General features: G+C 67.8%; 9 protein-coding genes. 7 read left to right on the top strand and 2 right to left on the bottom strand.

The window, feature by feature from the left end:
- From JNN06_RS03670 to JNN06_RS03660, 3 genes are all read left to right on the top strand, one after another.
- Nucleotides 1-360: 6,7-dimethyl-8-ribityllumazine synthase (locus JNN06_RS03670; RefSeq protein WP_291238246.1), on the top strand; the 360-nt coding region annotated here is incomplete at its 5' end.
- A gap of 14 nt (nt 361-374) precedes the next feature.
- Nucleotides 375-842 carry a transcription antitermination factor NusB gene (nusB, locus tag JNN06_RS03665; RefSeq protein ID WP_291238245.1) on the top strand — a complete coding sequence of 156 codons (468 nt, stop codon included), beginning with the start codon at nt 375-377 and terminating at the stop codon, nt 840-842.
- Nucleotides 843-951: 109 nt separating this feature from the next.
- A complete protein-coding gene (locus JNN06_RS03660) occupies nt 952-1,335 on the top strand; it encodes an META domain-containing protein (RefSeq protein ID WP_291238244.1) in 384 nt (127 codons plus the stop codon).
- A gap of 6 nt (nt 1,336-1,341) precedes the next feature.
- On the opposite strand, the gene JNN06_RS03655 is transcribed toward JNN06_RS03660, so the two are convergent.
- Together JNN06_RS03655 and JNN06_RS03650 are read right to left on the bottom strand one after the other, a co-directional pair.
- Nucleotides 1,342-1,749 carry a hypothetical protein gene (locus JNN06_RS03655; RefSeq protein ID WP_291238243.1) on the bottom strand — a complete coding sequence of 136 codons (408 nt, stop codon included), beginning with the start codon at nt 1,747-1,749 and terminating at the stop codon, nt 1,342-1,344.
- Nucleotides 1,736-2,134 (bottom strand): hypothetical protein, encoded by a 399-nt coding sequence (locus JNN06_RS03650; RefSeq protein WP_291238242.1) that lies wholly within the window; start codon nt 2,132-2,134, stop codon nt 1,736-1,738. The genes JNN06_RS03655 and JNN06_RS03650 overlap by 14 nt, the downstream gene beginning before the upstream one ends.
- Before the next feature lie 282 nt (nt 2,135-2,416).
- Between JNN06_RS03650 and JNN06_RS03645 the strand changes: the two genes are divergently transcribed.
- From JNN06_RS03645 to JNN06_RS03630, 4 genes are all read left to right on the top strand, one after another.
- Nucleotides 2,417-2,800 (top strand): response regulator, encoded by a 384-nt coding sequence (locus JNN06_RS03645; protein ID WP_291238241.1) that lies wholly within the window; start codon nt 2,417-2,419, stop codon nt 2,798-2,800.
- Nucleotides 2,797-3,096 carry a hypothetical protein gene (locus tag JNN06_RS03640; protein ID WP_291238240.1) on the top strand — a complete coding sequence of 100 codons (300 nt, stop codon included), beginning with the start codon at nt 2,797-2,799 and terminating at the stop codon, nt 3,094-3,096. The genes JNN06_RS03645 and JNN06_RS03640 overlap by 4 nt, the downstream gene beginning before the upstream one ends.
- Nucleotides 3,096-5,795, top strand: a complete 2,700-nt coding sequence (locus tag JNN06_RS03635) for an ATP-binding protein (RefSeq protein WP_291238239.1) — start codon at nt 3,096-3,098, stop codon at nt 5,793-5,795. The genes JNN06_RS03640 and JNN06_RS03635 overlap by 1 nt, the downstream gene beginning before the upstream one ends.
- A gap of 83 nt (nt 5,796-5,878) precedes the next feature.
- Nucleotides 5,879-6,785, top strand: a 907-nt coding sequence (locus tag JNN06_RS03630; protein WP_291238238.1) for a FliM/FliN family flagellar motor switch protein, incomplete at its 3' end; no start/stop codon positions are given.

Raw genomic sequence — 6,785 nt, 5'->3', positions numbered from 1 at the left:
ATCGAGGTGCCGGGCGCGCTGGAGATCCCCACCGCCATCGCCATGGCCGAGCGGATGTCAAGCTATGACGGCCATGTGGCGCTTGGCTGCGTGATCCGGGGCGAGACCACGCATTACGAGACCGTGTGCAACGATTCCAGCCGCGCGATCACGCTGCTGGGGCTGCAAGGCGCCTGTATCGGCAATGGCATTCTGACGGTGGAAAACCGCGCGCAGGCGCTGGCGCGGGCCGAGGTGGCGGGCCAGAACAAGGGCGGCGGCGCGGCGGCTGCGGCCTTGCATCTGGTGGCGCTTGGCCGCAAATGGGCGGGTGCCCGCAAGGGCATCGGTTTTCGCGTCGAGGAAGGAACACGGGCATGAGCCAAAACACGGGCATGAGCAAACCTGACAAAAAGCAGATGCGTTCGGCCGCGCGGTTCTTTGCGGTGCAGGCGCTGTTCCAGATGGAAAGCGCGGGTCAGACGGTGGAGCGGATCGTGCGCGAATTCGAGACCCATCGCTTTGGCGAGGTTTTCGAGGAAGGCTATGAGATGGCCGAGGGCGACGCGGTGCATTTCCGCGCGCTGGTGGATCATGCGGTGAACTGGCAGGCCAAGGTCGACCAGATGACCGACCGGGCGCTGGTCGCCAAATGGCCGATCGACCGCATCGACCCGGTGCTGCGGGCGCTGTTCCGCGCGGCGGGGGCCGAACTGGTGGCGATGGACACGCCGCCCAAGGTGGTGATCACCGAATTCGTCGATGTGGCCAAGGCCTTCTTTGACGCGGGCAAAGAGCCGAAATTCGTGAATGCCGTGCTGGACCATATGGCACGCGAGGCCAAGCCGCAGGCTTTCGCCTGACGGTCGGGCCACGATTTTTCGTCGAAAAATCGCATTTTTTCTCGCAGGGGGCCAAGGAGTCAGGGCAGGGTTGCGTCTGATGATGAGTGCTTTGGTGAGAGGACATGCCATGACCCTGCGATTTGGCCTTGCGGCCTTGCCCCTGTTGCTGGCGGCCTGCCAGTCATTGCCGGAGGCGACGCCCGATCTGGCGCGCGACTGGAAGCTGGTGGGGTTCAGCGAAGGCGCCCTGCCGCCGCGCGTGACCATGGATCTGCGCGCGCCGGGCCGCGCCGCCGGGCAGGGGCCTTGCAATCGCTGGTTTGGCGAGCTGGAGGGCCGCTTTCCCGAATTTCGTTTGCCGATGGTGGCCTCGACCCAGATGGCCTGCCCCGATCTGGCGGCGGAAAGCCGGTTTCACGAGGCGCTTGGCCGGGTGACGGCGGCAGAGCTGGCGGGCGGGCAGCTGATCCTGACCGGGCCTGCGGGGCTGCGGCTGACCTTTGCGCCCTGAGGTGGCTTAGGCCGTTGGCGCATCGCCGGGGCAATCCAGCGGGCTGGGTTCGGGGCGCAGCAGCACCTCGGGTTCGGTCGGGTCGCCGTTGAAGCGCGCCACCATCCCCTCTGCATCCTGCGTGTAAAGCCAGCAGCGATCCGGCAGACCGTCAGTATAGATGAAGCAGATCAGCGCGCCGCGCGGCTCCCAGCGACCCGACATGCAGCCCTCGCCATCGGCCCAGATCACCTTGCGGCCCGGCAGGTAGCGTTCGGCGCCGTAGCGGTCACCATAAACGAAATGGCCCATGATGCGGCCCTGGGTCAGCGCCTCGAAGCGGGCGGCGTCCAGCGGCTCGGCAAGGCCGGGGCTGGCGGCAAGCAGGGCCAGAAGCGGCGCCAGCCACCGCAGGGGGCGATCACACGCCCACATCGGGGCCTGCGCAGGACATCGGCTCGGGCGTCTGGCGCACCTCTGACAATTCGGTGCCCTCCGGGTCATCGTTGAAGCGCGCGCGCAAGCCGCCGCCGGGCTCTTGCCAGAAGGCCCAGCATTGCGGCTGCGCCTGATCCTCATAGACAAAGCAGATCAGGTCATCCTGCGGATACCAATGGCCGATCCGGCATTCATCCTGGGTGAAGGCCCAGCGGACGCGGCGGCCCGGCAGGTATTGCTCGGTGCCGAAAATCTCGCCGGCCTGCGCATAGGTCATGGTCTTGCCGGTGGTATAGGCTTCAAACGCCTCGGCGCTCATCGGGGGCGTATCGGCCAGCGCAGGGCTGGAAAGCAGAAGCAGCAGCAACAGGGAACAACGCATCGGGGCCTCGGGATCGGGTCTTGTGCGGCCAGAGTGCCAGAGGCCGGGCGGCTTGACCAGCGCCCGCAGCCGGGCTGGCGCGGATGTGACCTGCGGTTTGGGCGCCGGATCACTCCGGGGCCTTGCCTTGCCCGCGGCGCGCCCCCCGACCAATGGATAGGGGGGCCGGATGCGGGCAGGCTTTGACATGGCAGCGCTTTTCCGCCGATAGTCGGGCCGAGGGCGGCGGCAAGCCGTGGGGGAGGGGCGGCCGCAGGGTCGCTGCGGGACGGAGGAAGGCTCTTGGCGCGTCATGCGATGCTGATCGAGGATGAACCGCATATCACCGAGGCGATCCGGTTCCTGCTGACCCGCGACGGCTGGCAGGTGAGCGCGCTGGCCGACGGGCTGGAGGCCGAGGCGGCGCTGCGGGCGGCGCGGCCCGATCTGCTGATCCTGGACCTGATGCTGCCGGGGCGGTCGGGGCTGGAAATCCTGAGCGCCTTGCGCGCCGATCCGGGATTTGCGGGCCTGCCGGTGATGATGCTGACCGCCAAGGGGCAGGGCCGCGACCGCGAGGCGGCAGAGCGGGCGGGGGCCAATCTGTTCATGGCCAAGCCCTTTGCCAATGCCGAATTCGTGGCGGCGGCGCGGTCGCTGGTCTCGGTGGAGGGTCAGAGGGCGTGAGGCGCCGCAGCCCGGTCTTTCTGGCCCGCCGCGCCTATCGCCTGCGCCGCTTGCGCGATGCGGCGCGGCTTTTGCCGGTGGCGGGGGCCTTTCTGCTGCTGCTGCCGATCCTGTGGGAGCCGCCCGAGGCCTCGGACCGCAACACCGCCTGGGACGGGATCTATCTGTTCGCGGTCTGGGGCGGGCTGATCGCGCTGGCGGCCTGGCTGGCGCAGGGGCTGGCGGCAGGCGAGGACAGCGACGAGGCAACTGACGCCGAAAACGGCCCCGATGGCCCGCGCCGGGGAGAGCGCTGATGCCCTTCAACCTGCTGGTTCTGGCCTGCCTTTGCTATGCGGTGCTGCTGTTTGCCATCGCCTTTGTGGCCGAGCGCAACATGCAGGCGGGGGCGGCGCGCTGGCTGCGCTCGCCTCTGGTCTATACGCTGTCGCTGTCGATCTATTGCACCGCCTGGACCTTTTACGGCGCGGTGGGCTATGCCGCGCGCTCTGGTCTGGAATTTGCCACCATCTATCTGGGGCCAACGCTGGTCTTCGTGGGCTGGTGGTGGGTCTTGCGCAAGATGGTGCGGATTGGACGCAGGCAGCGCGTCACCTCGATTGCCGACATGATTTCAAGCCGTTACGGCAAGTCGAACCTGCTGGGCGTCATTGTCACGCTGATTTCGGTGGTGGCGGCCACACCCTATATCGCGCTGCAACTGCAATCGGTCACGCTGAGCTTTGGCGTCTTTGCCGCTGCGGGCACCTATGGCTGGGCGATGCCCGATACCAATGCCACCGCGCTGTGGGTGGCGGCGGGGCTGGCGCTGTTCACCATCCTGTTCGGCACCCGCAATCTGGACGCCAACGAGCAGCATACCGGCATCGTCACCGCCATCGCGGTGGAGGCGGTGGTGAAGCTGGTCGCGCTGCTGGCGGTGGGGATTTATGTGGTCTGGGTGCTGGCCGACGGGCCGGTGGATATTTTCGAGCGCATCAATGCCTCGGCGCTGGCGGATTGGCAGCTGATCCCCTCGCGCTGGTCGGGGCTGATCGCGCTGTCGGCGGCGGCGGTGCTGTGCCTGCCGCGCATGTTTCAGGTGCTGGTGGTGGAATGCGGCGATGAGCGCAATCTGGCCACCGCAAGCTGGGCCTTTCCGCTTTATCTGGCGGCGATGAGCGTGTTCGTGGTGCCGATTGCGGTGGTCGGCTTGCAGATGCTGCCTGCGGGCGCCAATCCCGACCTCTTCGTGCTGACCCTGCCCTTGAGCCAGGGGCAGGGGGGCCTTGCCATGCTGGCTTTCCTGGGCGGGTTTTCCTCGGCCACCTCGATGGTGATCGTGGCCTCCATCGCGCTGTCGACCATGGTGTCGAACCATATCGTGATGCCGCTGTGGCTGAGCCTGCGCCCCACGCGCGAGGTGACGGGCGATGTGCGGCGGCTGGTGCTGCATGCGCGGCGCTTTTCCATCGCCGGGGTGCTGGGGCTGGGCTATCTGTATTACTCGCTCTCGGGCGGCTCGGCGGCCTTGGCGGCCATCGGGCTGATTTCCTTCGTGGGGGTGGCGCAGATGCTGCCCGCCATGCTGGGCGCGATCTTCTGGCGCGGCGCCACGCGGGTGGGCGCGACGGCGGGGCTGTGCATCGGCTTTGCGATCTGGGCCTATACGCTGTTCCTGCCCTCTTTCGGGCCGGGCGGGGTTTACCCGCTGTCGATGTTCATGGAGGGGCCCTTCGGCATCGGCTGGCTGCGGCCGCAGGCGCTGTTTGGCGTGGCGGGGATGGACCCGCTGATCCATGCGCTGTTCTGGAGCCTCAGCCTGAACACGGCCGCCTTTGCCATCGGCTCGCTGGTGTCCTTTCCCACCCCGGTGGAGCGGGTGCAGGGGCTGGCCTTCGTGAACGTCTTTGACACCGAGCGCACCGAGCCGCTGGCCTGGGAGGCCGGGCAGGTGGAGACCGAGGAGCTCTTGAAACTGGCGCAGCGGATCCTGGGCGATGAACCGGCGCTGACCTTCTTCGAGGAGGCGGCGAGCGCGCAGGGCACCGAGGGCTATCTGCCCGATCCCACGCCGGAATTTCTGGATGCGCTGGAGCGCAAGCTGGCCGGCGCCGTGGGCGCGGCGGCGGCCCATGCGATGATCGCCGAACTGGCCGGGCGGGCGCGGGTGACGGTGGCCGATCTGATGCGCGTGGCGGATGAGACGGCGCAGATCATGGAATATTCGGGCCGGCTGGAGGCGCAGCGCGCCGAGATGGAGCGCACGGCCCGGCAGTTGCGCGAAGCCAATGAAAAGCTGACGCAATTGTCGATCCAGAAGGATGCGTTTCTCAGCCAGATCAGCCACGAGCTGCGCACGCCCATGACCTCGATCCGGGCGTTTTCCGAGATCTTGATGGAGGGCGATGTGCCGCCCGAGGTGGCGGGCGGGCAGGCGCGCATCATCCATGACGAGGCGATCCGGCTGACCCGGCTGCTGGATGATCTGCTGGACCTCAGCGTGCTGGAAAACGGCACGGTGCAGCTGGATTTGCGGCTGGCCAGCCTGAACGAGCTGATCGACCGCGCCCTGCGCGCGGCGGCGCAGGTGCGGCCCGACCGGGTGTTCATGGTCTGGCGCGACCTGCCCTCGGAGGCGCTGTTCCTGCGCACCGACCCCGACCGGCTGAGCCAGGTTTTCATAAACCTGGTGTCGAACAGCCGCAAATACTGCGATGCGGCGAAGCCCGAGCTGCGGATCAACGTCAAGCAGCGCGGCGCGCGGGTGATTGTCGATTTCATCGACAACGGGCCGGGGATTCCGAAGGACAAGCAGCAGATCATCTTCGAGAAATTCGCGCGGCTCAGCGATCAGACCCGGGCCGGGGGGGCGGGGCTGGGGCTGGCGATCTGCCGCGAGATCATGGCCAATCTGGGCGGCACCATCGCCTATCTGCCCGCGCAGGGCGGCGCGGCGTTTCGGGTGACGCTGCCTTTGCGGCTGGAAAAACATCCTTTCGCAGATGCAGCGTAACCCTTTCTAAACGCTTTGCCCGATAAGGTCGCTGCAAGGGCAGAAACGTCCGGTAGTTTCGGGGACCGTTTGGAGACGATTCCGTGGATCAGGGTGTGATCAGACGCAAGCTGGCGGCGGCCGCACGCGACGGGCAGGCGCCGCCCGTGGCGGGTGGGGCCGAACGGGCCTTGCCGCTGGCATTGGCGCGGGCCGCGCGCGACGGGTTCGGCCTCGCGCTGGACTGTGTGGCCGTGCGGCCGCATCGCTATTCGCTGGCCGAATTGCTGGAATTGCCGCCGGAACGAGCCTTGATCCTGTTGCTGGAAGGCCCGCGCGAAGCGATCGGCGTGCTGGTGATGGATGCCGATATGCTGGCCGGGCTGATCGAGGCGCAGACGCTGGGCAAGGTGACGGCGCAGCCGGTCTTGCCGCGCAAACCGACGCGCACCGATGCGGCCATGGTGGCGGATTGGGTCGATACCGTGATGGCGGGGCTGGAGGAGCAGCTCTTGACCGAGGAGGATCTGGTCTGGACCGACGGGTTCCGCTATTCCAGCCATCTGGACGAGCCGCGCCCGCTGGCCCTGCTGCTGGAGGATACCAGCTACAAGGTGCTGATGGTCGAGGCCGAACTGGCTGCGACGCGGCGGGGGCAGATGATTCTCGCGCTGCCCGCCGATGGGCATGGCCGCCGCCCGCAGCGGCAGGTGGCGGCGGTCTCGCCCGATCCGCAGGAGGGCGCGCGCTTCACCGAGGCGCTTGGCGATCAGGTGCTGGAGGCCGAGGTGCTGGTGCAGGGCGTGTTGACGCGGCTGTCGCTGCCGCTGGCGCAGGTGCTGGCGCTGAAGCCCGGCGATCTGCTGGCGCTGCCCCATGCGGCGCTGGACCGGATCGAAGTGACCGGGCAGGACGGGCGTGGCCGCGGGCAGGGCAAGCTGGGCCAAAGCAAGGGCATGCGGGCGGTGCGGCTGACGCAATGCGGTGACGCCGACCGCCGCGCCCCCGCAG

This window comes from Gemmobacter sp. (assembly GCF_016792925.1).
GTDB lineage: Bacteria > Pseudomonadota > Alphaproteobacteria > Rhodobacterales > Rhodobacteraceae > Gemmobacter.
This window is presented reverse-complemented; position numbering and strand designations above follow the sequence as displayed.